Origin of the sequence: Burkholderia sp. HMSC10F09 (genome assembly GCF_001806955.1) — a bacterium.
In the GTDB taxonomy this organism is placed as follows: Bacteria; Pseudomonadota; Gammaproteobacteria; order Burkholderiales; family Burkholderiaceae; genus Burkholderia; species Burkholderia multivorans.
On the sequence record NZ_KV786517.1, the window covers coordinates 1 to 515 of the forward strand.

The 515-nt window shown below is 77.9% G+C and carries 1 protein-coding gene; it reads left to right on the top strand.

What is annotated here, in order from left to right:
• The coding region (locus HMPREF3115_RS02185) for a DAK2 domain-containing protein (protein WP_141751615.1) at positions 1-515 on the top strand (515 nt) is incomplete at both ends.

The window sequence follows — 515 nt, forward strand, 5'->3', positions numbered from 1 at the left end:
CACCGCAGGAACCGTCGCCGCCGCCGCTCGACGCGGCGGGCCGCGCGTGGGCCGAGCGGCTGCGCCCGGCGCTGCATGCGGTCGCGCACACGCTGATCGACCACGAAGCGACGCTGACCGAGCTCGATGCCGCCGCGGGCGACGGCGACCTCGGCGCAAGCATGCATCGTGCCGCCGACGCGATGCTCGCGTTGCCCGAAGCCGCGTATGCGACGCCGGCCGATGCGCTCGCCGCGCTCGGCGCCGCACTGCGCCGCGCGATCGCGGGCAGCTCGGGCCCGTTCTACGCGACCGCGCTGCTGCGCGCATCGCGGCGCCTCGCCGGCGTCGCGCAGCCGTCGGCACGCGACTGGGCCGCGGCATTGCGCAGCGCGGTCGATGCGATCGCCGAACTCGGCGGCGCCCGTGCCGGCGACAGAACGATGCTCGACGCGCTGGTGCCGGCCGCCGCCGCGTTCGACCGTGCACTCGACGACGGCCGCGACAGCGCCGGCGCGTGGGCGGCCGCCGTCGAC